This window comes from Janthinobacterium sp. GW822-FHT07H11, from assembly GCF_058798615.1.
Window position 1 is genome coordinate 667,509 of the sequence record NZ_CM179507.1, and the last position, 24,119, is coordinate 691,627.

General features: G+C 64.3%; 27 protein-coding genes. 20 read left to right on the plus strand and 7 right to left on the minus strand.

Going from position 1 to position 24,119, the window contains the following annotated elements:
- Window positions 1-13: 13 nt before the first annotated feature.
- Together AC3RCJ_RS02940 and petA are read right to left on the minus strand one after the other, a co-directional pair.
- Window positions 14-1,426, minus strand: a complete 1,413-nt coding sequence (locus tag AC3RCJ_RS02940; protein ID WP_492956986.1) for a cytochrome b — start codon at window positions 1,424-1,426, stop codon at window positions 14-16.
- Window positions 1,427-1,428: 2 nt separating this feature from the next.
- Window positions 1,429-2,037, minus strand: a complete 609-nt coding sequence (gene petA / locus AC3RCJ_RS02945) for a ubiquinol-cytochrome c reductase iron-sulfur subunit (RefSeq protein ID WP_492956985.1) — start codon at window positions 2,035-2,037, stop codon at window positions 1,429-1,431.
- Between the two features lie 412 nt (window positions 2,038-2,449).
- On the opposite strand from petA, the gene mscL reads away from it, so the two are divergent.
- Genes mscL through AC3RCJ_RS02965 form a run of 4 tightly spaced genes read left to right on the plus strand, consistent with a single transcriptional unit; the run spans window position 2,450 to window position 5,173 of the window.
- Window positions 2,450-2,899: a large conductance mechanosensitive channel protein MscL gene (gene mscL / locus AC3RCJ_RS02950; RefSeq protein WP_492956984.1), complete on the plus strand. Its 450-nt coding sequence runs from the start codon at window positions 2,450-2,452 to the stop codon at window positions 2,897-2,899.
- A gap of 39 nt (window positions 2,900-2,938) precedes the next feature.
- The gene (locus AC3RCJ_RS02955) at window positions 2,939-4,099 is read left to right on the plus strand and encodes a Do family serine endopeptidase (protein ID WP_492956983.1); all 1,161 of its coding nucleotides are present in this window, start codon (window positions 2,939-2,941) and stop codon (window positions 4,097-4,099) included.
- A 21-nt stretch (window positions 4,100-4,120) separates the two neighbouring features.
- Entirely contained in the window at window positions 4,121-4,813 is a 693-nt protein-coding gene (locus AC3RCJ_RS02960; protein ID WP_492956982.1) for a DUF2461 domain-containing protein, read from the plus strand.
- 15 nt (window positions 4,814-4,828) lie between these two features.
- Complete coding sequence (locus AC3RCJ_RS02965) at window positions 4,829-5,173, plus strand: cupin domain-containing protein (RefSeq protein WP_492956981.1); 345 nt, start codon at window positions 4,829-4,831, stop codon at window positions 5,171-5,173.
- A 24-nt stretch (window positions 5,174-5,197) separates the two neighbouring features.
- On the opposite strand, the gene AC3RCJ_RS02970 is transcribed toward AC3RCJ_RS02965, so the two are convergent.
- The 5 genes from AC3RCJ_RS02970 to AC3RCJ_RS02990 all read right to left on the minus strand — a co-directional run bounded on the left by AC3RCJ_RS02970 (window position 5,198) and on the right by AC3RCJ_RS02990 (window position 8,315).
- Window positions 5,198-6,244: an NAD(P)H-dependent glycerol-3-phosphate dehydrogenase gene (locus AC3RCJ_RS02970; protein ID WP_492956980.1), complete on the minus strand. Its 1,047-nt coding sequence runs from the start codon at window positions 6,242-6,244 to the stop codon at window positions 5,198-5,200.
- 83 nt (window positions 6,245-6,327) lie between these two features.
- Entirely contained in the window at window positions 6,328-6,789 is a 462-nt protein-coding gene (locus AC3RCJ_RS02975; RefSeq protein WP_492956979.1) for an SH3 domain-containing protein, read from the minus strand.
- 182 nt (window positions 6,790-6,971) lie between these two features.
- Entirely contained in the window at window positions 6,972-7,445 is a 474-nt protein-coding gene (secB, locus tag AC3RCJ_RS02980; RefSeq protein ID WP_010394167.1) for a protein-export chaperone SecB, read from the minus strand.
- Window positions 7,446-7,604: 159 nt separating this feature from the next.
- Window positions 7,605-7,871: a glutaredoxin 3 gene (grxC, locus tag AC3RCJ_RS02985; RefSeq protein WP_086147894.1), complete on the minus strand. Its 267-nt coding sequence runs from the start codon at window positions 7,869-7,871 to the stop codon at window positions 7,605-7,607.
- A 27-nt stretch (window positions 7,872-7,898) separates the two neighbouring features.
- Window positions 7,899-8,315, minus strand: a complete 417-nt coding sequence (locus tag AC3RCJ_RS02990) for a rhodanese-like domain-containing protein (protein WP_492956978.1) — start codon at window positions 8,313-8,315, stop codon at window positions 7,899-7,901.
- 106 nt (window positions 8,316-8,421) lie between these two features.
- Between AC3RCJ_RS02990 and gpmA the strand changes: the two genes are divergently transcribed.
- From gpmA to AC3RCJ_RS03070, 16 genes are all read left to right on the plus strand, one after another.
- On the plus strand, window positions 8,422-9,168 hold the full coding sequence (gene gpmA / locus AC3RCJ_RS02995; RefSeq protein WP_492956977.1) for a 2,3-diphosphoglycerate-dependent phosphoglycerate mutase: 747 nt from the start codon (window positions 8,422-8,424) through the stop codon (window positions 9,166-9,168).
- A gap of 76 nt (window positions 9,169-9,244) precedes the next feature.
- On the plus strand, window positions 9,245-10,705 hold the full coding sequence (locus tag AC3RCJ_RS03000; RefSeq protein WP_492957024.1) for a murein hydrolase activator EnvC family protein: 1,461 nt from the start codon (window positions 9,245-9,247) through the stop codon (window positions 10,703-10,705).
- Between the two features lie 47 nt (window positions 10,706-10,752).
- Complete coding sequence (locus AC3RCJ_RS03005) at window positions 10,753-12,246, plus strand: S41 family peptidase (RefSeq protein WP_492956976.1); 1,494 nt, start codon at window positions 10,753-10,755, stop codon at window positions 12,244-12,246.
- A gap of 8 nt (window positions 12,247-12,254) precedes the next feature.
- On the plus strand, window positions 12,255-13,016 hold the full coding sequence (locus tag AC3RCJ_RS03010; RefSeq protein WP_492956975.1) for a HesA/MoeB/ThiF family protein: 762 nt from the start codon (window positions 12,255-12,257) through the stop codon (window positions 13,014-13,016).
- A 91-nt stretch (window positions 13,017-13,107) separates the two neighbouring features.
- A complete protein-coding gene (gene gspG, locus AC3RCJ_RS03015; RefSeq protein ID WP_492956974.1) occupies window positions 13,108-13,560 on the plus strand; it encodes a type II secretion system major pseudopilin GspG in 453 nt (150 codons plus the stop codon).
- Between the two features lie 14 nt (window positions 13,561-13,574).
- A complete protein-coding gene (gspH, locus tag AC3RCJ_RS03020; RefSeq protein ID WP_492956973.1) occupies window positions 13,575-14,069 on the plus strand; it encodes a type II secretion system minor pseudopilin GspH in 495 nt (164 codons plus the stop codon).
- A complete protein-coding gene (gene gspI, locus AC3RCJ_RS03025; protein WP_492965270.1) occupies window positions 14,066-14,449 on the plus strand; it encodes a type II secretion system minor pseudopilin GspI in 384 nt (127 codons plus the stop codon). The genes gspH and gspI overlap by 4 nt, the downstream gene beginning before the upstream one ends.
- Window positions 14,449-15,072 (plus strand): PulJ/GspJ family protein, encoded by a 624-nt coding sequence (locus tag AC3RCJ_RS03030; RefSeq protein ID WP_492956971.1) that lies wholly within the window; start codon window positions 14,449-14,451, stop codon window positions 15,070-15,072. Before gspI ends, AC3RCJ_RS03030 begins: the two co-directional genes overlap by 1 nt.
- A complete protein-coding gene (gene gspK, locus AC3RCJ_RS03035; protein ID WP_492956970.1) occupies window positions 15,069-16,043 on the plus strand; it encodes a type II secretion system minor pseudopilin GspK in 975 nt (324 codons plus the stop codon). Before AC3RCJ_RS03030 ends, gspK begins: the two co-directional genes overlap by 4 nt.
- A gap of 18 nt (window positions 16,044-16,061) precedes the next feature.
- The gene (gene gspL, locus AC3RCJ_RS03040) at window positions 16,062-17,291 is read left to right on the plus strand and encodes a type II secretion system protein GspL (protein ID WP_492956969.1); all 1,230 of its coding nucleotides are present in this window, start codon (window positions 16,062-16,064) and stop codon (window positions 17,289-17,291) included.
- Window positions 17,288-17,821: a type II secretion system protein M gene (locus tag AC3RCJ_RS03045; protein WP_492956968.1), complete on the plus strand. Its 534-nt coding sequence runs from the start codon at window positions 17,288-17,290 to the stop codon at window positions 17,819-17,821. Before gspL ends, AC3RCJ_RS03045 begins: the two co-directional genes overlap by 4 nt.
- Entirely contained in the window at window positions 17,818-18,594 is a 777-nt protein-coding gene (locus tag AC3RCJ_RS03050) for a type II secretion system protein N (RefSeq protein WP_492956967.1), read from the plus strand. The genes AC3RCJ_RS03045 and AC3RCJ_RS03050 overlap by 4 nt, the downstream gene beginning before the upstream one ends.
- A complete protein-coding gene (gene gspD, locus AC3RCJ_RS03055) occupies window positions 18,591-20,831 on the plus strand; it encodes a type II secretion system secretin GspD (RefSeq protein ID WP_492956966.1) in 2,241 nt (746 codons plus the stop codon). Before AC3RCJ_RS03050 ends, gspD begins: the two co-directional genes overlap by 4 nt.
- Window positions 20,832-20,841: 10 nt before the next feature.
- Entirely contained in the window at window positions 20,842-22,269 is a 1,428-nt protein-coding gene (gspE, locus tag AC3RCJ_RS03060) for a type II secretion system ATPase GspE (protein WP_492956965.1), read from the plus strand.
- Between the two features lie 10 nt (window positions 22,270-22,279).
- Window positions 22,280-23,500 carry a type II secretion system inner membrane protein GspF gene (gene gspF, locus AC3RCJ_RS03065; protein ID WP_492956964.1) on the plus strand — a complete coding sequence of 407 codons (1,221 nt, stop codon included), beginning with the start codon at window positions 22,280-22,282 and terminating at the stop codon, window positions 23,498-23,500.
- A gap of 16 nt (window positions 23,501-23,516) precedes the next feature.
- Window positions 23,517-24,086: a type II secretion system protein N gene (locus AC3RCJ_RS03070; protein WP_492956963.1), complete on the plus strand. Its 570-nt coding sequence runs from the start codon at window positions 23,517-23,519 to the stop codon at window positions 24,084-24,086.
- Window positions 24,087-24,119 lie beyond the last annotated feature (33 nt).

Genomic DNA, 24,119 nt, shown 5'->3' on the forward strand with positions numbered 1-24,119 from the left:
GCGTGGGATCGGCTTAGTGCGGGTGAAACGTCACACGCGACGGCACGGTCTTGAACTTGCCCATTGCACTCCACCATGGCATCAGCAGGAAAAAGCTGAAGTAAATCAGGGTGCACACTTGCGACACGATGGTCTTGGCATCCGTTGGCGCCTGGGTGCCGAGGTAGCCGAGGATCAGGAACGACAGGCCGAAGATCGCATACACATACTTGTGCCAGTGCGGACGGTAGCGTATCGATTTCACCGGCGAATGGTCGAGCCATGGCAGGAAGGCCAGGATCACCACGGAACCGCCGAAGAACACCACGCCCCAGAACTTGGCATCGAGCACCTGCGGCAGCATGCCGACGATGGCCAGCAGCGCGATCACGGCGATGATGGACTTGACCGTCGTCGACAGGCGCGACTTGAGCCAGATGAACACGACATACGCGGCCACGGCGCCCATCAGCACGTACATGAAGTCGGCCGTGGTGGCGCGCAGCACCGAGTAGAACGGCGTGAAGTACCAGGTTGGCGCGATGTGCAGCGGGGTCTTCAGCGAATCGCCTGGCAGGAAGTTGTTGTATTCCAGGAAATAACCACCCATTTCCGGCGCGAAGAAGACGACGGCGCTGAAAATGACGAGGAAGATCGAGACGCCGAACAAATCGTGCACGGTGTAGTACGGATGCGAGGGAATCGAATCGACCGGGTGGCCATCGGCGCCCAGGTTTTCCTTCACTTCGATGCCGTCCGGGTTGCTGGAGCCCACTTCATGCAGGGCGATCAAGTGCGCTGCAACCAAGCCCAGCAGCACCAGCGGGATGGCGATCACGTGGAAGGCGAAGAAGCGGTTCAGGGTGGCGTCGGACACCACGTAGTCGCCGCGGATCCACAGCGACAGGTCGGGGCCGATGAAGGGGATGGCGCCAAACAGGTTGACGATCACTTGCGCGCCCCAGTACGACATCTGGCCCCATGGCAGCAGGTAGCCGAAGAATGCTTCGGCCATCAGGCACAGGAAGATGGCGAAACCGAACAGCCAGATCAGTTCGCGGGGCTTGCGGTAGGAACCGTACAGCAGGCCGCGCGTCATGTGCAGGTAGACGATGATGAAGAAGGCCGAGGCGCCCGTCGAGTGCATGTAGCGCACCAGCCAGCCCCACGGCACTTCGCGCATGATGTATTCGACGGAATTGAAGGCCAGCAAGGCATCCGGCTTGTAGTGCATGGTCAGGAAGATGCCGGTGACGATCTGCAAGACCAGCACCAGCATGGCCAGCGAGCCGAAGATGTACCAGAAATTGAAGTTTTTCGGGGCGTAGTACTTGCCCCATTGATCGTTCCACAACTTGGTCAGGGGAAAGCGGTCATCGACCCAGCCCAGCGCTTTTTCGGCGACGGGCGCGTCTGCCGGGAATTTCGTTTCTTTGAAAGCAGCCATGATCAAGCCTCGCCTTTCTCGTCTTTACCAATGACCAGTTTGGTGTCGCTCAGGTACATATGGCGCGGCACTTGCAGGTTGTCCGGCGCCGGCTTGTTCTTGAACACGCGGCCGGCCATGTCGAAGGTGGAGCCGTGGCAAGGACACAGGAAGCCGCCTTCCCAGTCATCGGGCAGCGACGGTTGCGGGCCGGGGGCAAATTTCGAGGAAGGGGAGCAGCCGAGGTGGGTGCAGATGCCGACGGCGACGAGAATTTCAGGTTTGATCGAGCGCGCTTCGTTCATGCAGTACTCGGGCGTGAACTCGGCGGGATTGCGTTGAGAATTGGCATCGGCGACTTTGCCGTCGGTCTTTTTCAGGGACGCGATCATTTCCGGCGTGCGCTTCAGGATCCAGACCGGCTTGCCGCGCCATTCGACGGTGCGCATTTCGCCGGGTTGCAAGGTGGTGATGTCTACTTCGACCGGCGCGCCCGCGGCTTTCGCTCGCTCCGACGGCTGGAAGGTGCTTACCAAGGCTCCCGCGGTTGCCAATCCAACTACACTGCCCGCCGCGCACGTGGCGACGAGCAAGCCGCGACGGCCTGAATCGACCTGCTTTTCGTTACTCATGCAAACCCCAATCAGTCAAAATGCGAATCTTTATTATGAGTGGCAGCCGCGAAAAATCCGTCGCCGAAGCTCTTTCCATCGTTTGCCGCAATCCGTCTCTTTGTACGGTAAAGTGGCAACATCCCTGCGGAACTTCGGACTATGGCGCAGCCCGTGCCAGTTTCTTGTTGATTATCCGGAAGTGAAAAAGCCACTTCTGGCAACCGCAAATTATAAGTGAAGCAAACAACGAATAAAACAAAAACGTTGCTTGTACCATAATTTATATACTTTTGCAGGAGGTGGCTAGTTCTTTCGAACTAGATGCGCCCGACTGTGCCCGAATTGGTCCTGCCGACAACCACAAGTTGGTGGCCATGGGAATCAATAGTATGATCGGCATGTTTTTTATACCTATCCGAAGGAGAAATTCATGGCAATGATGCAAGAATTTAAAGAATTTGCAATGAAAGGCAATGTCGTCGATCTGGCGGTCGGTGTCATTATCGGTGGCGCCTTCGGCAAGATTGTCGATTCTCTCGTGCAAGACGTGATCATGCCGCCCATCGGCCGCATTTTCGGCGGCCTCGATTTCGCCAACTACTACCTGCCGCTGAATGGCCAGGCCACCACCCTGACCCTGGTGGAAGCGAAAAAGGCGGGCGCCGTGCTGGCCTACGGTAATTTCCTGACCATTTTGCTCAACTTCATCATCCTCGCCTTCATCATCTTCCAGATGGTACGCCTGATGAACAAGGCGCGCCGCAGCGCACCGGCCGCACCGGCGCCGGCACCGGCCACGCCGGAAGACATCGTGCTGCTGCGCGAAATCCGCGACTCCCTGCAGCAGAACGCACGCAATAACAACGATCTGGCAAAATAAGCCGTTCCGGCAAGCGCCGGCTGACCTGGGTAGAGCTCTATGCGACGTTTTTGGTTATTGTTTGCGCAAACCGTGACCATCGCGTTGGCGCTGTACTTCGTGTATGGCGCGCTGCGCCCGGCCAGCCGGGTACAGCAACTGGGCTCGCCGGCCACGCCGGTGCCCGTGGTGGAAACGGCGTCCAGCAGCCTGGCGCCCGGTTCCTACCGCGATGCGGCGGCGCGCGCCATGCCCGCCGTCGTCAACATCCTCACCCTGCAGATTCCCAAGCGCGGCGCCCATCCGCTGGCGCGCGATCCCTTTTTTAAACACTTCTTCGGCGACCGCGACCCGGGCGGCGAGGATGACGAGGACTTGAAAAACAGCCTCGGTTCCGGCGTCATCGTCAGCCACGAAGGCTATGTGCTGACCAACAACCACGTGGTCGAAGGCGCCGACGAAATCGAAGTCGTGCTCACCGATGGCCGCAAGGCGCCCGCCCAGGTGGTGGGCCTGGACCCGGAGACGGACCTGGCCGTGATCAAGATCAAGCTCGACAAGCTGCCCGTCATCGTGCTGGGCCAGTCGGAGCAGGCGCGCGTGGGCGACGTGGTGCTGGCCATCGGCAACCCCTTCGGCGTGGGCCAGACGGTGACCATGGGCATTATCTCTGCGCTGGGGCGCAACAACCTGCACATCAACAGCTTTGAAAATTTCATACAGACGGACGCGGCCATCAACTTCGGCAATTCGGGCGGCGCCCTGGTCGATACGCGCGGCAACCTGATCGGCATCAACACGGCCATCTATTCGCAAAGCGGCGGCTCGGTGGGCATCGGCTTCGCCATTCCCGTCTCGACGGCCAAGACGGTGATGGAGGCGATCATCAAGAACGGCCACGTGGTGCGCGGCTGGATCGGCGTGGAAACGCAGGACATCACGCCGGAGCTGGCCGACAGCTTCGGCCTGCAGCGCTCAAGCGGCGCCATCATCGCCGGCGTGGTGCGCAACGGCCCGGCCGACCAGGCCGGCATCAAGCCGGGCGACATCCTGCTGGCGGTCGAAGGCAAGCCCGTCGGCGACACCACGGAAATGCTGAACCTGATCGCGCAACTGCCGCCCGGCGGAAAAGCTAGAATGACGGTGCTGCGCAAGAATCGCGAAGCGGCGCTCGACGTGGTGGTGGGCAAGCGCCCCATCGCGAAAGAGCTTTCCAAATAGTTGCTGATCGGAATTTGACACATGCATGTGCGTGATTTGACCCAATTTTTACGTGAACTGAGCGAGAACAACAACCGTCCCTGGTTTGTCATGAACAAGCCCCGCTACGACATCCTGCGCGAGGAGTTTCTTGCGCTGGTGACGTCACTCATTGCTGAACTCGGCAAGTTCGATCCGGCCGTGAAGTACTGCAATCCGAAGAAGGCCTTGTTCCGCATCAACCGCGACGTGCGTTTTGCGCACGACAAGAGCCCGTACAAGACGCGTTTTTCGGCCGCCATCGCGCCGAACGACATGCGCCGGCCCAGCAAGGCGGGCGGCCCCACGTATTACCTGCAGATCGATGGCCAGGGCAATCTGCTGTTCGGCGCCGGCGAATACATGCCGCCGCCGGGCCGCCTGAAGGCGCTGCGCGAGCACATGCTCAACGACGCGCCGGGTTTTTCCAAAGTGCTGAAAAATAGGCGTTTGAAGGCCCGTTTCGGCACGATCCAGAACGAGGGCAAGTTGCAGCGCCCGCCCAAGGGTTTCGAGGCGGACGCCGAACATATCGAATTCATCAAGCTGAAGAGTTTTTTTGTCTGGACCGAAGTGCCGTTGCCCGTGAACGAACCCGAAAAACTGCTGCCGACGCTGGCGGAAGGCTTGAAGGATGCGTGGCCGCTGGTCGAGTGGATGCGCGGCGCGAAAGAGCCGGAGGAAGTCACCGAGTAATTGCTGAAGGAGCACATGATGGCACTCGAGCACGCAAGTTCAGGACAGGTAATCGAGGTGCAGCGCAGGCAGGGCGACGAGCTGTCGCAGTTTTCCGCCATCGCGCTGGCCAGGACGGACGAACTGGAATTGATCCGCATGTGCATGCCCAAGGGCAAGACCATGCCCGAGCATCATGTGCTCGGTGAAATCACCCTGCTGTGCCTGCAAGGGCAGGTGGCGGTGACGGCGCATGGCCGCGAGCAGGTGCTGGGGCCGGGGCAGATGCTGTACCTGCTCGGCGGCCAGGCGCACGCGCTGCAAGCGCGCGAAGACAGTTTATTGCTGCTGACCATACTCATGCACAAGGCGGGACGCTAGCTTGCCCTGGCGGGGCTGGCCGTCTTAGGCCGCTTCGGCGCGCGGATCGCGCGACAGCAGCTGCTGCACCATGACGTGCGGCACATCGCCATCGAACAGCACGCCGGCCACGGCATTCGTGATCGGCATGTCGACGCCCATGCGGCGCGCCAGTTCCCGCACGGCCTTGGCGCACGGCACGCCTTCGGCCACATGGCCGAGTTCGGCCACGATGCTGGCCAGCGGCTTGCCTTGCGCCAGGCCCAGGCCGACGCGGCGGTTGCGCGACAGGTCGCCCGTGCAGGTGAGTATCAGGTCGCCCATGCCCGTCAAGCCCATGAACGTTTCCGTCTGGCCACCCAGGGCCGTGCCCAGGCGCGTGATTTCCGCCAGGCCGCGCGTGATCAGCGCGGCGCGCGCATTCAGGCCCAGGCCCAGGCCGTCGGCCACGCCCGTGGCAATCGCCAGCACGTTCTTGACGGCGCCGCCCACTTCCACGCCCACCAGGTCCTCGCTCGCATACACGCGGATGGTGCCGCCATGCAAGGCCGAGACCACCTTGGCGCGCAAGTCGGCGCTGTGCGAGGCGATGGTCAGCGCGCACGGCAGGCCGCGCGCCACTTCCTGCGCGAACGAGGGGCCGGACAGGGCGCCGCCGGCGACCGTGTCGCCCAGCACTTCTTGCACGATCTGGTGCGGCAGCAGGCCCGTGCCGCCTTCAAAGCCTTTACAGAGCCACACCAGGTTGCCGATGGCCTTGTCTTTCAACTGCTGCAGCATGGGCCGCAAGCCCGCCACGGGGCAGGCGGCGATCAAGAGGCCGTGCTCGCCGCTGGCGTGCGCGACGGCGGTGTCGAAATCGGCGCTGATGCGCAATTGCGGCGGCAAAGGGAAACCCGGCAGATAGCTGTTTTCGCCGCTGGCGGCCATGGCGGCCATGGCCGCGCCGTTGCGGCCCCACAGCAGCACGTCGTGGCGGCCGGCCAGGGCCATGGCCACGGCCGTGCCCCAGGCGCCGGCGCCCAGCACGGTAATGCGGCGCGGGGCGGCCTTGGCGGCGGTCTCGGGAATGTTTTCAGGGGAAACTTGCATGCAACCTCAGTCTGGCAGGGGGAGGGGCACGGCGCGGCTGGCCGTTGCCCGGGTGAATCTGGTGGTGCGTAGAGCCCAGGCTCTTACAGCCCCCACACTTCGCTGGTCTTGACGTAGCCGCTCTGGCCATCCTTGTGGCGCACCTTGAGCCAGCCGGAGGCGGGCTGTTCGCTCATTTCCAGCAGCACGCCCTTGTCGACCAGGATCAAGGGTGAGGCGTTGTCGTCGGGGCTGGCGCGTACCTTGAGGTTGGCGGCGCGCGCCACCACGTTGCGCCTGGCGGACAGGCCCTTCGCTTCGGTCCAGGCCATTTCGCCGCTGGCGTCACGCACCTTGACCCATTCGCCGTAGCTGAGCACGACTTCCAGCGGCATGCCGCGTGGCGCCACGTACAGCTTGCCGCCCTTGGAGGACGGCGCGTCATACAGGATCACCGGGGCTGCGCCCACCGACTTGAAATCGACGGCGTGGCCGGCGGCGCTCGCCAGCAGCAGCACGGCGCCTGCGATCCAACGGAACTTGCTCAAGAGCGCACTTTTCAACATGATATTTTTTGAACCTTAACGAAACACGGCGGCCAGGCCGCCGTTTCTTACCTGCAGTATAGAACACTCACAAAACCGTCGCGAGCGGCAGTGCATTGTGGCCGAGAAGCGCAGCTGTGCTAGAGCACAGCGAGCATCACAGGCCGCAAGGCGCGCCGCGCAGCAGGTTTGGTGAGATGTTCTTAGTGCGTTTCGCTGGCTGCTGGAGCTGCTGCAGCGGCGTCAGCAATAGCTTGCAGACGTTGTTGGTAGAACACTTCGAAGTTGATCTCGGCCAGGTGCACTGGCGGGAAGCCGGCACGGGTGATCACGTCGGCGATGTTGGCGCGCAGGTAAGGGTAGATGATGTTCGGGCAGCCGATTCCCAGCAGCGGATCGAGTTGATCAGCAGGAATGTTGCGTGCTTCGAAGATACCGGCTTGCTTGCCTTCAACCAGGAAAGCGACTTTATCGCCGACTTTGGCGGTGACGGTGATGGTCACGGTGGCTTCGAAGATGCCGTCGGCCAGAGGCGCGGCGCCCACGTCCAGCGCGACTTCGATGGCTGGTGCTTCTTGTTCCAGGAAAATAGCTGGGGAATTTGGTTGTTCCAGCGACATGTCTTTCAGGTAGACGCGTTGGATTTGGAAGACTGGTTGCAGGTTTTCGTCGGACATGGAACGCTTTCGTTGTAAGGGACAAGAACGGCACACCGTTCAAATATGGTGCTTGCGGTATTCAAACCGCGCCGGATAGGCGCGGCCGGATCAGGTGCGAGGCAATTGTATCAAAACAATACGACAAAAAACCAAGCAATTTCTCGAACCCGCTTTATATCAGGCTGCCGTGCCATTTAACAAGGGGTCCAGCTTGCCGGCTTGATCGAGCGCATACAAATCGTCGAATCCGCCCACGTGGGTGTCGCCCACGTAAATTTGCGGCACCGTGCGGCGGCCCGTGCGTTCCATCATCTTGACGCGCTCTTCCGGGTCCAGGTCGACGCGGATCTTTTGCACGGCCACGCCCTTCGCTTCCAGCAGGCGCTCGGCGCGCACGCAATACGGGCACACGGCGGTGCTATATACAATTACGGGGACAGTCATGATTTTTCCTTAAAATGAGCCAGGCGCTTACTTGGCCAGCGACAGCGTCTTCAGGGGCAAGCCCTGCTTGTTCCACTCGTCGATGCCGCCTTCCAGGCTGGTTGCCTCAGTGAAACCAGCGTTGGCCAGCAGGCCGACGGCCGTTGCCGAACGCGAACCTTTCTGGCAAACCACTACAATGGTGCGCGTTTTGAATTTTTCCAGCTCGCCCATGCGTTTTGCCAGTTCCGGCAGTGGAATATTTTTCGCGTCAGGCAAATGGCCCTTGGCGAATTCTTCGGGGCTGCGCACGTCGACGATGGTGGTCTTGCCACGGTTGATCAGTTGCGTGACTTCCAGCACGGTCGCGCGCTTGCCGCGCATCGACAGCAGTGGCCAGAGGAGGGCGCCGCCGGAAATAATGACGATGGCAAACAGAAAAATGTGGTCGATAATGAATTTCACGTAGGGTCCAATGGTTTAAGTCAATCCGCGCATTATAAAATAGAAGCTGGACGAGGTCTTTTTACGTTTTGCTTTTTTGATTTGAACCCCTTGAGAAGATAGAACTATGTACAAAATCGTTTTCATGCGTCACGGCGAGTCCACCTGGAACCTCGATAACCGCTTCACCGGCTGGACCGACGTCGATCTGACGGAAAAGGGCGTCAACGAAGCCAGGGCCGCCGGCCAGATCCTCAAGCAGGAAGGTTTTACGTTCGACGTGGCCTACACTTCCGTCCTGAAGCGCGCCATCCGCACCCTGTGGCTGGCGCTCGACGAGATGGACATGATGTATTTGCCGATTAAGAACGACTGGCGCTTGAACGAGCGTCACTACGGCGCCTTGCAAGGCCTGGACAAGGGCGAGACGGCCGCCAAGTATGGCGACGAGCAAGTCCTGGTGTGGCGCCGCAGCTACGACACGCCGCCGCCGCCGCTGGAAGAAAGCGACGACCGCGCCTCGTTCAACGATCCGCGCTATGCCGGCTTGCCGAAAGCGGCTATCCCGCTGACCGAATGCCTGAAGGATACCGTGGCGCGCGTGATGCCGGCCTGGGACGAGGAAATCGCCCCGGCCATCCGCGCCGGCAAGAAGATCATCATTTCGGCCCACGGCAACAGCCTGCGCGCCCTGATCAAGATGCTTGACGGCATCAGCGACAGCGACATCGTCGGCCTGAACATCCCGAATGGCCAGCCGCTCGTGTATGAACTCGATGCCGACCTGAAACCGATCCGTCATTACTACCTGGGCGACCCGGCAGCCATTGCGGCAGCGCAAGCGGCCGTGGCGAATCAAGGGAAGGCCAAGTAACTTGTTGTCTTTCTTCCGCGGCACAGCGATCGCCCCCTCTGCTGAACGACCCCTGCCGGCGTGGCGCGCCGGTGCCATGCTGTGCGCGGCGCTGCTGTTGTCGAGCGGTCTCGCACAGGGTGCCAAGCCCACCGAACGCAGCAAGCAGAAAGCGGCCGCGGAAGCACAACGTGCTGGATTGCAACAAAAGCTGACGGCGCTCAAGCGCGACATCAGCCGCACGGAAAGCGCCAAGGACGACGCGGCCGATACCCTGGCCGAGTCGGAAGAGGCTATTTCCAACGCCAACCGCGCCTTGCGCGACCTGGCGCAGGAGCAAAGCGAGACGGGCGTGAAACTCAATGCGCTGGGGCAGGAGCACCAGCAGTTGACGGCCACGGTCGAGAAACAAAAGGCGCAGCTGTCGAAGTTGCTGCGCGAACAATATGTTGCCGGCAATGAAGACCGCATCAAGCTGCTCTTGTCGGGCGACAACCCCAACCGCATCAACCGCGACCTGCAATTGATGGCCTATGTGTCGCAGGCGCAGGCGCGCCTGCTCGACGCCTTGCGCGCCAACTTGCTGGCCGTGGAAAAAAACCAGGCGGACGTGCAAAACGCCAAGGATGAGCTGGAAGAAATCGCGCAGGAAGAGCGCGACCAGAAGGCCCTGCTGGTGCAGGAGAAGGCGCGCCGCGCCGCCTTGCTGACGAGTTTGTCGCAGCGCCTGGTGGCGCAGCGCAAGGAAGCGGGCAATGTCGAGCGCGACGAACAGCGCATGGGCAACCTGGTCGACAAGCTGGCAAAACTGATCGAAGAGCAGGCCGCCGCCGCCGCGGCCGAAAAGAAGCGCCAGCAATTGCTGGCGGAACAGCGCGCCGCCGCCAAGGCCGCCGCTGATGCCAGGATCGCCGCGGAAAAGCGCGAACGCCTGCTGGCCGCGCGCGCCAAGGCCGCGCAGGCGCAGGCCGAACGCGAACGCATTGCAAAAGAGCAACAAAACAAATCGGGCAAGATCAAGCCGCAGACGCCGCCGCCGCCCGTGAAACTCGAACCGATCGATGACGACGAGCCGCCGCAGGTGGCCAAGGTGGCGCCCAAGCCCGAACCGAAGCCGGAACCGGAGCCGGAACGCCCAAGCCTGGGCCCGGCCGCGCCGGCCGGCGCCTTTGCCAGCATGAAAGGGCAGCTGCGCGCGCCCGTGGCGGGCAAGATCGCCGCCCGCTTCGGCAGCAAGCGCGGTGACGGCCCCAGCTGGAAGGGCGTGTTCATCCGCACGGGCGAAGGCAGCGAGATCCACGCCATCGCCGCCGGCCGCGTGGTGTTTTCCGACTGGCTGCGCGGCTTCGGCAACCTGATCATCGTCGACCACGGCGGCCAGTACATGAGTATTTATGGCAATAACCAGTCGCTGCTCAAGCGCGTGGGCGACGCCGTCAAGGGCGGCGACGCCATTGCCAGCGCGGGCAACAGCGGCGGCAACGAGGAATCAGGGCTATACTTTGAATTGCGCCATCAGGGCCGCGCCTTCGACCCCGCCACCTGGGTGAAGTTTTAAGTCCCCACCATTGCTGCGGCAGCGAATTTGTAGATTGCGAAGAATACATGGGTATCAAAGTCAAAAGTATCGGCCTGATCGGTCTGGGCGTGCTGGCCGGCATCGGCATGTCGCTGCAGTTCCCGGCCGTGGCGCAGAAAATCACGAATGCCCCGCTGCCGCTCGATGAACTGCGCCAGCTGGCCGACGTGTTTGGCCTGATCAAGACCGACTATGTCGAGAAGGTGGAAGACAAGAAGTTGCTGACGGAAGCCATTTCCGGCATGGTCTCGTCGCTGGACCCGCATTCCGTTTATCTCGACAAGAATGCCTTCAAGGAAATGCGCGAAAGCGTGCAGGGCAAGTTTGTCGGCATCGGCATCGAAGTGAGCATGGAGGATGGCTATGTGAAAGTCGTCTCGCCCATCGAGGACAGCCCCGCCGCCAAGGCCGGCATCCTGGCCGGCGACCTGATCACCCGTCTCGACAACATCCCGCTGAAAGGCCTGCAGCTCGACGAAGTCATCAAGAAGATGCGCGGCCAGCCGGGCAGCAAGCTGGTACTGACGATGTCGCGCAAGGGCGAAAGCCGCCCGCTGGTGTTTCCCATCGTGCGCGAGGAAATCCGCGTGCAGAGCGTGAAGGCCAAGATGGTCGCGCCCGGCTATGCCTGGCTGCGCATCGCCCAGTTCCAGGAACCGACCGTCGATGACATGGTCAAAAAGATCAACGCGCTGTATGCGCAAGACCCCAAGCTCAAGGGCCTGGTGCTGGACTTGCGCAACGACCCGGGCGGCGTGGTGCCGGGCGCCATCGGCGTGTCGGCGGCGTTTTTGCCTGGCAATTCGATCATTGTTTCCACCAAGGGCCAGCTGCCCGAATCGAAACAGGTGTTCTATGGCCGCCGCGAATTCTATGCCGCGCCAGGCACGAAGGCCGATCCGCTGGCCAAGCTGCCGGCCGCGCTGAAAACCGTGCCGCTGGTGGTGCTGGTCAATGCCGGTTCCGCGTCGGCCTCGGAAATCGTCGCCGGCGCCCTGCAAGACTACCAGCGCGCCACCATCATCGGCACGCAGACCTTCGGCAAGGGTTCCGTGCAAACCTTGCGCCAGATCACTGCCGACACGGCCGTCAAGCTGACCACGGCCCGCTATTACACGCCGAAAGGCCGGGCCATCCAGGCGCGCGGCATCGTGCCCGACATGCTGGTCGATGAAACGGCCGAGGGCGACGGCTGGAACAGCCTGCGCGTGCGCGAGTCGGACCTGGAAAAACACTTGAGCAGCAACGATGGCAAGCCGGAAGCGGCCAAGCCGACGATGGAAGGCATGCAGGATCAATTGGAAGAAGAGCAGCGCCTGATCGCCACGGCGAAAAAGCGCAAGCCGCTCGAATACGGCGCCAAGGACGACTTCCAGCTGCAGCAAGCCTTGAACCACTTCCAGGGCTTGCCGGTGCAGCTGGCCAAGGTCGACCCGAAGGTGGAGAAGATCGGCGCCAAGCCGGAAATCGCTTCCGACATCAAGGCCGATGACAAGAAGATTCCGGTGCGCAAACCGTAGTCGCCGCCATGAACGACGCTCAACTGCTGCGCTATTCGCGCCACATCCTGTTAGACGAGATCGGCATCGAAGGCCAGCAAGCCTTGCTCGACGCGCACGTGCTGGTGATCGGCGCGGGCGGGCTCGGTTCGCCAGCGGCCATGTACCTGGCCGCCAGCGGCGTCGGCAAGCTGACCCTGGTCGATGACGACACGGTCGACCTGACCAATCTGCAGCGCCAGATCGCCCACACCACGGCCCGCGTGGGCCAGCCGAAAGTGCTGTCGGCACGCGAAACCTTGATCGGCATCAATCCCGAGATCGAGATCATCGCCTTGCAGGAGCGCCTCGACGGCGCGCGCCTGGCCGAACTGGTCTTGTCCGCCACGGTGGTGCTCGACTGCACCGACAACTTCGCCACGCGCCATGCCGTCAACCGCGCCTGCGTGGCGGCCAGGGTGCCGCTGGTATCGGGCGCCGTGATCCGCTTCGACGGGCAGGTGAGCGTATTCGACCCGCGCACGGGCACCCAGCCTTGCTACTCCTGCCTGTTCCCGCAAGACCAGCAGTTCACGGACGAGGCATGCTCGAGCATGGGCGTGTTCGCGCCGCTGGTCGGCGTGGTGGGCGCCATGCAGGCGGCCGAGGCGCTGAAACTGGTGATGGGCGCGGGAGCATCGCTGGCCGGGCGCCTGCTGCTGCTCGACGGCTTGCACATGGAATGGAGCAGCATGCGCGTGGCGCGCGACCCCGGCTGTGCCGTCTGCGGCGAAGTGGTCTTGCCGGCCTGACAGGCACCGCAGAATTTTTTCCCCATATGACAGGCTTTGTCATATTTCGGCTTTATACTCTGCACTCATTACTTACCTTCTCCTCATTCTTATGCAAAACGCAGCAAACCGTTCGATCCGCCAGCGCCGCGCGCGCGGCTTCACTTTGATCGAAATCATGGTCGTGGTGGTGATCATGGGTATCCTCGCGTCGCTGGTGGTGCCCAAGCTGATCGCCCGCACGGGCGAGTCGAAGGTGGCCGCGGCGAAAGTCGACATCGCCACCGTGATGCAGGCGCTGAAACTGTATCGCCTGGACAACCAGCGCTACCCGACCACCGAGCAGGGCTTGCACGCGCTGATCGAAAAGCCCACGACCGGTCCCGCCGCGAATGGCTGGAAGGCGGGCGGCTACCTGGAAAAGATGCCGAAAGATCCTTGGGGTAATCCTTACCAGTATCTGTCGCCGGGCATCAAAGGCGAAGTCGACATCATTTCGCTGGGCGCCGATGGCCAGCCTGGCGGTAGCGGCGACGATGCCGATATCGGCTCGTGGGACTTGTAAGCTTTCCCACTTGTATGCATGCCATGAGCAGGCGGCGCGCGGCGCGCCCGCAGCGCGCCCGCGGCTTCACCTTGATCGAATTGCTGGTGGTGATGGTCATTATCGGCGTCACCCTGGGGCTGGTGTCGCTGAACGCCATGCCGAACGGCCAGCAAGCCTTGCAGAAGGAAGCCGAGCGTATCGCCCTGCTGCTGCAGCTGGCGCGCGACGAAGCCATCGTGCGCAGCCGGCCGGTGGCGTTCGAGGCTGATGAAAATCAATACCGTTTCCTGGTGCTTAATGAAAAGTTGTGGCAAGCCGTGACGCAGGACGATTTGCTGCGCGAACGCAGCTTCAGCAACACGCCCATGCTGCTCAGCGTGCAGCCGTCGAACAGCGTGGCCCAGCCGCTGCGCATCATCTTCGGCCGCGAACCGGTCGACAAGCCTTTCGTGCTGACCCTGGCCAGCGGCGAGCGCAGCGTGGCCATCCGCGCCGACGGCATCGGCCACTTCACGGTCGAACAATGATGGCCTTTACCCGACAACCTCGCCAGCGCGGCTTCACTTTGCTGGAAGTACTGGTCGCCCTCGTCATCGTCGGCACGGCGCTGGGCGCATCCTTGCGCGCCGTGGGCAGCCTGACGCAGAACAGCGACGGCTTGCGCAGCGCCATGATGGCCACCTGGTCGGCGGAAAACCACCTCGTGCGTTTGCGCCTGGCCAAGACCTTCCCGCAGACGGGCAAGCGCACCGAAGAGTGCCCGCAGGGCGATTTAAAACTCCTTTGCGAGGAAGAAGTGGTGGCCACGCCGAATCCCCGCATCCGGCAAGTGCGCGTGAACGTGTATGACGCGCAATACCCGGCCCGGCGCATCGTGCGCCTGGTCTTGCTTTCCTTTAACGACTGATGGCGCGCCGCACCGTTGCCGTCGCGGGCTTCACCTTGATCGAGCTGCTCGTGGCGATCGGCATCCTGGCCATGGTCGCCGTGCTGGGCTGGCGCGGCCTGGACAGCATCGTGCGCTCGCGCGAAGTGCTGACCAGCCAGCTGGAGCAGGCGCGCGGCATGCAGCTGGCGTTTGCGCAGATGCAGAGCGATTGCGACCACCTGGCCGGCGCCGGCACGGGCAACAACCTGCTCAATGGCCGCATCAACCTGTCGGCGGAAAACGACCGCCTGACCCTGGTGCGCCTGGCCGCCTCGGAACAGGAGCCGCAGCAGTTGCAAGTGGTCACTTATCGCCTGCGCGGCGGCGTGCTGACGCGGCGCGAGTCGAACGGCACGCGCGACCTGGCCGTGCTCGACACTTTATGGCAGGCGGCGCGCGACGATACGGATACTTCCGGCGCCGACGTGGCCCTGATGCACGGCGTCGAGGGCATGGTCATGCGCGGCTGGAGCAACGGCGCCTGGAACGTGCTGACGGCCGGCGCGAAGATTTCGGCCGTGGTGCCGGGCCTGGAAGTGACCTTGCAGATGCCGGGCCAGGACGCGGGCCTGTCCAAAGTCTTCTTGTTGGGGCCGGGATGAAGCCGTTTATTCGCCCCGCGCACCAGCGCGGCGTGGCCGTCATCACGGCTTTGCTGCTGACGGCGCTGGCCATTACCGTCGTCGCCAGCCTGTTCTGGCAGCAGCAGGTGCAGGTGCGCTCGATGGAAAACCAGCGCCTGCGCCTGCAGACGCAATGGGCCATGCGCGGCATGGTCGATTTCGCCCGCTTCTGGCTGCGCCAGGACAATCCTGCGCTGACGGCCGCCGACGGCGTCTGGGCCACGCCCATCGAGGAGGCGCGGCTCGACGATTACGTGGACCGCGAAAAGGTCGACACGGAAAAATTCGACGCCACCGTCTCGGGCCGCGCGCTCGACGCGCAGGCGCGCTTTAATATCAGCAACCTGCTCATTGCCACTGGCGGTGTCAGTCCGCCCAATGTGCGGGCATATCAACGCTTGCTGTCGAACTTGCAGCTCGATAGTTCGCTGGCGCAGCCCACGGCCGACGCCGTGCTGCGGGCCCGGCCGACACCGCGCACGGCGGGCAGCGACAGCGATGGCAAGAGCGCGGCCGCGAGCGGCGCGGGCGGCGGCAGCGAGCCGGTGGCCTTCACGCAGGTCGAGGATTTGCTGGCCGTGCCTGGCTATACGCCGCAAATCATCGAAAAACTGCGCGATTTCGTCATCGTGCTGCCGGAATTGACGGCCGTGAACGTGAATACGGCCCCGGCCGAGGTGCTGTCGGCCATCACCGACATGTCCTTGTCCGAGGCCAGCGCCCTGACCTTGAGCAATCCACGCAAAAAGTTTGTCGATAGAGAAAATTTCCAGAATAATATTAATGGCAAGAAACCGATCGAAGGCGTGGATATCGATGTGAAGAGCCGCTACTTCCTCACCGTCATCCGCGTGCGGCTGGACCGCGCCGCCCTCGACGCCGTGGCGCTCGTCAATCGAAAAACGGATCCGCAGCGCACCACCAGCCTGGTCTGGTTGCGGGAAAATTAACCCTGAAAGCGAGTCACTTTGACAACTTTGTATATCCGTCACCCGGCCAAGGCGTCCACCGATAGCGCGCCCGCCTGCTCCTTCGTGCTGGCGGGCGACGGCGGCGCCCTGCAGCAGCAGGGCAGTACGCCCCTGGGCAGCCTGGGCCAGCTGATCGCCGGCGCGAAGCAGGTGGTGCTGTTGCTGGCGGCGGCCGACGTGACCCTGCTGCGCCTGAAAACGCCGCCGCTGGCCGGTGCCCGCCTGCGCGCGGCGCTGCCGGGCCTGGTGGAAGAACATATCCTCGGCGATGCGCAGGATTGCCTGCTGGCCGCCGGCGCGCCCGATGCCAACGGCATGCGCACGGTGGCCGTGGCGCAGCGCGCCTGGATCGAGGTGCTGGTGAAGGCCGTGCTGGCGCAGGGCGCGCGCAAGGTGGCCGTGCTGCCGTCGCAGCTGTGCCTGCCTTTGCATCCGGGCAGCGTGACGGCGTCCCTGCAGGCCAGCGGCGACGGCCTGGAGCTGGCCTTGCGCCAGGCGCCGCAAGAGGGGCTGGGCCTGGTCTTGCCGGCCCAGCCGCAGCAGGCGCTGCTGGCGACGCGCGCGTTTGCCGGCGACGTGCCGCTGACGGTGTACGTGGCGCCGGCCGAGCTTGCGCAATATCAAGAGTTGGCCGCCGGCATGGACGGCGTGACGGTGGAGAGCGACCATTGGGCGCACTGGATCGCCGGCGCCCGCGGCGCGGCGCCGGACCTGGCCCCCGCGCTGGGCACGGCGACGGGATCGGCGGCCGACTGGCGGCGCTGGCGCTGGCCATTGCGCCTGGCCCTGCTGACGGTGCTCGTCAACCTGGCCGGCATGAATATCGAATGGATGCGCCTGAAGCGCGAGGCGGCCACCGTGCGCACCTCGATGCAGCAGACCTTCAAGGCCGCGTATCCGAACGAGGCGCCCGTGTATGGCCTGGAAGCGGAACAGATGCGGCGCAATATCGCCAGCGCGCGGCTGCAGGGCGGCCAGGCCAGCATGGATGACTTCACCAGCATGAGCGCGGCCCTGGGCGAGGCGCTGGGCGGCCTGGCCGGACGCGGCGTGGTGGCGTCGCTGGAGTACCGCGAGCGCAGCCTGATCGTCAGGCTGAAACCGGACATGGTCGACGCCAGCGCCCAGGCGCAGGTGCGCGACGGACTGGCTGCGCGCAAGCTGGCCTTGAACGAGACGGAACCGGGCGTGTGGAAGATCACGCCGGCCACGGGAGCAAAAGCATGAGTGCAGCAATCAACAGGGGACGCGCCATGCTGGCCGCCCGCCAGCAGGCCGTGCAGGCCTTCTGGGCCGTACGCACGCCGCAGGAGCGCAAGCTCTTGAGCATCGGCGGCGTGGTGGCGGGGCTGGCGCTCGTCTATGCGGTGTTTTTCGAGCCCGCCTGGACGGGCCGCATCGAATTGCAAAAGAGCCTGCCCGAGCTGCGCCAGAACGCGGCCCAGCTGCAGGCGCTGGCGCGCGAAGCCGGTGAGCTGGCGCGCCAGGCGCCGGTGCAGGTGGCACCCATGAGCCGTGAAAGCCTCGACGCCTCGCTCAAGGCGCGTGGGTTGACGCCGCAATCGCTGTCGCTGACGGGGGAATATGCGCGCGTGCAGCTGAACGGCGTGCCGTTCGCCAGCGTCATGCTGTGGCTGGACGGCTTGCGCCGCGAAGGCCGCATCGCGGTGCAGGAAGCGAAGATCACGGCGCAGGGCAAGGCGGGCCTGGTGGATGCCACCCTGAGCCTGCACCAGAGTCCGGGCGCGACGCGATGATGCGCCTGCTCGGATGGCTGCTGGCAATCCTGCTCAGCGTGTGCCTGACCCTGCTGGTGTTCTTCCCGGCCGGCTGGCTCGCTACCGTCGTGGAAAAGCAGACGGGCGGGCGTTTGACCTTGGGCGACGCGCAGGGTACCCTGTGGCGCGGCTCGGCCTTTATCGGCGGGGCGGCCAGCGCGAATGGCGCCGTGACGCCGCTGCTGCCCGGGCGTTTCAGCTGGCGCATTTCGCCCTCGGTGCTGTGGGCTGCGGTCGACGTGGAATTGCACAATCCGCAGGCGTTGTCGCAGCCGGTGAACCTGCGCGGCTCGTGGTCGCGCTGGCAGGTCAGCCCGGCCGCGCTGCTGCTGCCGGCCGACGGCCTCGGCGGTCTCGGCGCGCCGTTGAATACCGTGGCGCCGACGGGCAGCATGCGCCTGTCGTGGAGCACGCTGGAACTGGCATTGGAAAAACAGCAGTTTTCCGCCGTTGGCCGCACCACCTTGCAGATGACGGACATGGCCTCGCGCCTGTCGTCCTTGCGGCCGCTGGGCAGCTATGAACTCGATTTCGATTGGCAGGGGCAGCAGGCAGTATTGACCTTGCGCTCCATCAAGGGGCCGCTGCTGCTCGACGGCAGCGGCAGCCTGAACCAGGGGCGCATGCAGTTTTCCGGCCAGGCCCAGGCCGCAGCAGGATATGAAGAGACCTTGGCGAGTTTGTTGAATTTGCTGGGACAGCGCCGTAGCAATAGCGAAAAGAACATCATCGCCTTAGAGTTTAGACAATGAAAAAACCATCCGTGAGCCCAAATACTTCCTCCTTCTCGCTGCGCCGCCTGTCGGCCGCCGCCCTGCTGTGCTGTGCCGTGGCCGGCATGCCGGCGCCCGTCTGGGCCGCGCCCGGCGATGAAGCGGCGCTCAATTTCGTCGGCGCCGACATCGAATCGGTGATCAAGGCGGTGGGCCATTACACCAACATCAATTTCGTCATCGACCCGCGCGTCAAGGGCACGATCACGCTGGTGTCGGAAAAATCGATCAGCAAGACCCAGGCCTTCGCGCTGCTGGCCTCGGCCTTGCGCCTGCAGGGCTACGCGGTGGTCTCCGGCGACGGCTATGCCAAGGTGGTGCCGGAAGCGGACGCCAAGCTGCAATCCGTGCCGACCCAGGTGGGCAATGGCAGCAGCCAGGTGAAGGGCGACCAGATCGCCACCCAGGTGTTTTACCTGAACTACGAGTCGTCGGCCAACCTGCTGGCCGTGCTGCGGCCCCTGATTTCGCCGAACAACACGATCAACGCCAACCCGGGCAACAACTCGCTGGTGATCACCGATTACGCGGATAACCTCAAGCGCCTGGCGAAGATCATCGCCGCGCTCGACGTGCCCGCCTCGACGGACCTGGACGTGATTCCCGTGCGCTATGCCATCGCTTCGGACCTGGCCTCGATGGTGAACAAGCTGATGGAAGGCGGCGGCAGCGCCGCCGGCGCCACGGCCGACGCGGGCAAGGTGTCCGTGCTGGCCGACCCGCGCACCAATTCGCTGGTGCTGCGCGCGCCGTCGGCGGCGCGCGCCAACCTGGCCAAGTCGCTGATCTCGAAGCTGGACCAGCCCACCACGCAGCTGGGCAATGTGCACGTGGTGTACCTCAAGAATGCGGACGCCACCAAGCTGGCGCAGACCCTGCGCTCGGTGGTGACGTCGGACGGCACGGCGGCCACGGCGCAGCAGGGCAGCAACAACCTCGCCACGAACAACCAGCTCAGCCAGAACAACAGCGGCATGAACAGCACCGGCCTGGGCGGCGGCTCGCAAGGCGGCGGTACGGGCGGCGCTGCGCTGAACAATGCGCCGCAGCAACTGTCGTCGGGCGGCGCGGCCGGCTTCATCCAGGCCGACGCCTCGACGAATACCCTGATCCTGACGTGCAACGAAGCCGTCTACCGCAACCTGCGCGCCGTGATCGACCAGCTCGACGTGCGCCGCGCCCAGGTCTACATCGAGGCGCTGATCGTCGAAGTGACGTCGGCCAAGGCCTCCGAGTTCGGCGTGCAGTGGCTGGGACTGTCGGGCGACAGCAGCAGCAGCTACCGCGTGGGCGCGCTGCAGTCGTTCGCCAGCGGCACCGACAACAATATCGCCAAGCTGGCGCTGGGCGGCGGCAAGGTGCTGCCGACGGGCGGCCTGACCCTGGGCATCTTCAAGCAGATCAACGGCGCGCTGGGCCTGGGCGCCGTGGCGCATGCGCTGGAGTCGGACGGCAACGCGAATATCCTGTCGACGCCGAACCTGATCACCCTGGACAATGAGCTGGCGACCATCAAGGTGGGCCAGAACGTACCTATCCTGACGGGCCAGTACACGAGCACGGCCGGCACCAACACGAACCCGTTCCAGACCATCGACCGCAAGGAAGTGGGCCTGACCCTGAAGGTGCGCCCGCAGATTTCCGAAGGCGGCACCATCAAGCTGGGCATCTATCACGAGACCTCGAGCGTGGACAAATCCACGTCGACGGCCGTCAGCGGCATCACCATCAACAACCGCGTGATCGAGAACAATGTGCTGGCCGACGATGGCCAGATCATCGTGCTCGGTGGCCTGATCGAGGACAGCACGGGCGACAATGCGGAAAAAGTGCGCGGCCTGGGCGATATCCCCCTGTTGGGCAACCTGTTCAAGTACCAGACGCGCGAGCGCAAGAAAACGAATTTGATGATCTTCCTGCGCCCCGTCATCGTGCGCAACAAGGAGCAGAGCGGCAGCCTGGCGGCCGACCGCTACGACTACATGCGCTCGGCCGAGACGGCAGCCGTGCCGGCCACGGGCAATTTGATGCTGAAGGACCTCGGTACGCCCGTGCTGCCGGCCCTGCAGGATGGCCAGCCCGTGGGCGGCAGCATGGTGACGCGTCCCGTGCCGCCGGCGCCGGTGCCACCGCCAGGCGCGCCGGCCAACGCGGCCACGCCGCCGCAGTCGCTGCTGCAGCAGTATCAGCAACAGCCGCAGCAGCCGCAGAAGTGATGGGACAGTCATGAGCAATCTGCTTCCCTACGCCTACGCGCGCGATTTCGGCCTGCTGGCCCGGCCCGGCGCGCACGACGGCGCCCCGGTCGAGGTGCTGGTGGCCGCATCGACGGCACCGGCGGCCATTGCCGAAGTGTCGCGCCGTTTCGGCCAGATCCAGTTGACGGTGCTGCCGCGCCCCGAGCTCGACGCGGCCATTGCCGGCGCCTACGCGGGCGGCGGCGGCGATGCCTCGCAGATGGCCGATGAATTCGACGCCGACCTCGATCTCACCAAGCTGCTGCAGGACGTGCCGGCCATCGAGGACTTGCTCGAATCGTCCGACGACGCGCCCGTCATCCGCATGATCAACGCCTTGCTGACCCAGGCGCTGCGCGAAGGCGCGTCCGACATCCATATCGAGCCGTTCGAGCAGACCTCCGTCGTGCGCTTCCGCATCGACGGCAGCCTGCGCGACGTGGTGCGCCCCCGTAAAGCCATCCACGGTTCGCTGATCTCGCGCATCAAGATCATGGCGCAGCTCGACATCGCGGAAAAGCGCCTGCCGCAGGACGGCCGCATCACCCTGCGCGTGGGCGGCAAGCCCGTCGACGTGCGCGTCTCGACCCTGCCCACCGGGCATGGCGAACGGGCCGTCTTGCGCTTGCTGGACAAGGAAGCGGGCCGCCTCGACCTGCAGCACCTGGGCATGAGCGCGCCCATGCTGAAGCAGTTCGACGGCCTGATCACGCAGCCGCACGGCATCGTGCTCGTCACCGGTCCGACCGGCTCGGGCAAGACCACGACCCTGTACGCGGCGCTGTCGATGCTCAACGCCACCACCACGAATATCCTGACGGTGGAAGACCCGATCGAGTACGACCTGGCCGGCGTGGGCCAGACGCAGGTCAATCCGCGCATCGACATGACATTTGCCAAGGCGCTGCGGGCGATTTTGCGGCAAGATCCCGATGTGATCATGATCGGCGAGATCCGCGACCTGGAAACGGCGCAGATCGCCGTGCAGGCATCCTTAACGGGCCACCTGGTGCTGGCGACCCTGCACACGAACGACGCCTCGGCCGCCGTCACGCGCTTGCTCGACATGGGCATCGAACCGTTCCTGCTGTCGTCGTCGCTCTTGGGAGTGCTGGCGCAGCGGCTGGTGCGCAAGCTGTGCGGTTCCTGCAAGAGCTTCGATGGCCAAAGCGGATATTGGCAGGCGGTCGGCTGCGAGCAGTGCGGCCAGACCGGCTACCAGGGCCGCGTCGGCGTGTATGAACTGCTGCGCACGACGGAGCAGATCCGCGCGCAGATCCACAACCGCGCGTCGGAGGCGGACGTGCGCGCCGTCGCCCTGCAGGACGGCATGACGGGCATGCGCGAGGACGGCGAACGCTGGCTGCGCGACGGCACCACCACGCAGGCAGAATTGCTGCGCGTGACCAAAGACTAGGCCCGCCACCATGCCCGCATTCCGCTATGAAGCCGTCGACGCCCAGGGCGCCACCCGCAAGGGCGTGCTCAATGCCGACAGTCCCCGTTCCGCGCGCGCCGAGCTGCGCGTGCAAGGCCTGGTGCCGCTGGCCGTCGAACCGATCGCCGCGCAGGTCGACGCCGCCGGCGTGACCCGCCGGCGCGGCTTCGGCGAGCGCCTCTCAAACACCGAGCTGGCCCTGTTTACGCGCCAGCTGGCCAGTTTGCTCGAGGCGGGCCTGCCGCTGGAGCAGGCGTTTTCCGCCCTGCTGGAACAGGCCGAGCGGCCGTACTTGCGCGACCTGATCGCCTCGATCCGCTCGGAAGTGATCGGCGGCGCCGCGTTTTCCGACGTGCTGGCGCGCCACCCGCGCGATTTCGCCGAGATCTATCGGGCGCTGGTGGCGTCGGGCGAGCAGATCGGCCATTTGTCGCGCGTGCTCTCGCGCCTGGCCGACTACATCGAACGGCGCAACGCGCTGGTGCAGAAGGTCAAGCTGGCGTTTACGTATCCGGCCATCGTCACGGTGGTGGCGTTTTCCATCGTCATTTTCCTGCTCACCTATGTGGTGCCGCAGATCGTCTCTGTTTTTGCCAATACCAAGCAGAAGCTGCCCATGCTGACCGTGATCATGCTGGCGCTGTCGGACTTCGTGCGCCATTACGGCATCGTCGTGGCCGTGATCCTCGTCGGCGCCTGGTTCGCCTGGCGCCGCGCGCTGCAGCAGCCGGCCCTGAAACGGCGCTGGCATACCTGGCTGCTGACGGCGCCCCTGTACGGCAAGTTCGAACGCAGCCTGAACACGGCGCGCTTTGCCAGCACCCTGGCCATCACCACCGGGTCCGGCGTGCCTATCCTGCGCGCGCTCGACACCAGCCGCGATACGCTCACCAACGTGGCGATGCAGGAACTGGTGGCCGAGGCCAGCGGCGCCGTGCGCGAGGGCGTCAGCCTGGCGCGCGCGCTGTCGGCGCAAAAGCATTTTCCACCCATGCTGATCCACATGATACGCGCGGGCGAAATCACGGGCGAGCTGCCGGCCATGCTCGAGCGCGCCGCCAGCGCGCAGGAGCAGGACCTGGAACGCCGCACTCTGACGATTGCCGGCCTGCTGGAACCGGCCCTGATCCTGGCCATGGGCGTGGTGGTGCTGCTGATCGTGCTGGCCGTGCTGATGCCGATTATCGAAATCAATCAGCTCGTCCGATAAGAAACCCAAGGAAGCCATGAAGCGTTTGCCCCAATTTACAAGTTTGCTCGCCGTCGTGGCGCTGTCCGTGTCGCTGGCCTACTGGGCCATGCAGCTGTTCAAGGCGCCGCAGCGCCCCATCAATCCGCCTCCCGTGCCGGTGGTGCAGGATGCCAGCGTGGAGGCCGGCGCCTCGCTGTTCGGCGGCCAGGTCAGCGTGGCCACGGCCAGCAATTACCAGCTCAAGGGCGTGGTGGCGGCCGGCAATGGCCGCGGCAGCGTGGCCATCATTTCGACCGACGGCAAGCCCTCCGTGGCCTTGCCGGAAGGCGCCGAGGTGGCGCCCGGCGTGACGGTGCAGGAAGTGCATGCGCGCCACGTGCTGCTGCTGGACGGTGGCGTGAGCAAGCGCATCGACCTGGTGGCCGACGACAAGGCGCTGGCCCTGCCGGGGCAAGTGTCTGCCGCTCCGGCGCCAGCTGCCGCGCCCGCGCCGGCAACGAACCTGGTGCCGCCGCCGCTGCCGATGGAGCAGCAGCGCCCGGCCACCGTGATGCCGGCGCCGCCGCAGGTGACGACTGCCAGCGCGCCGTCACCGTCGCATTAACGCTGTTTTTATCGTGTTTTGCCGATGGTGCCG